The organism is Acidisphaera sp. L21 (assembly GCF_009765685.1).
Classification (GTDB): Bacteria; Pseudomonadota; Alphaproteobacteria; order Acetobacterales; family Acetobacteraceae; genus LMUY01.
In genome coordinates, this window is the sequence record NZ_LMUY01000027.1 from 1 (window position 1) to 208 (window position 208).

Sequence of the window (208 nt, forward strand, 5' to 3'; positions counted from 1 at the left end):
GCGGATTGCTGGCCTGGATAATGTCAACGATCCGGTCAACCTCTCCATCCTGCGGCAACACCGTCAGCGTGACGTCGTTATCGGCAATGGCGGCTCGTTTCCCAACCTGGCCATCATCGGGCAGTAAAGCCTCGCGAATGTGGCCAATGATCGACTGATCGGCCGGCTCCAGGTCGGGTTGGTTTCCCTTGGCTTCCGTGATGGTGAT

At 58.7% G+C, this 208-nt stretch carries 1 protein-coding gene; it reads right to left on the reverse strand.

The annotated features are described in order from the left end of the window. Positions 1 to 208: hypothetical protein (locus tag GSQ76_RS06985; protein ID WP_158743195.1), on the reverse strand; the 208-nt coding region annotated here is incomplete at both ends.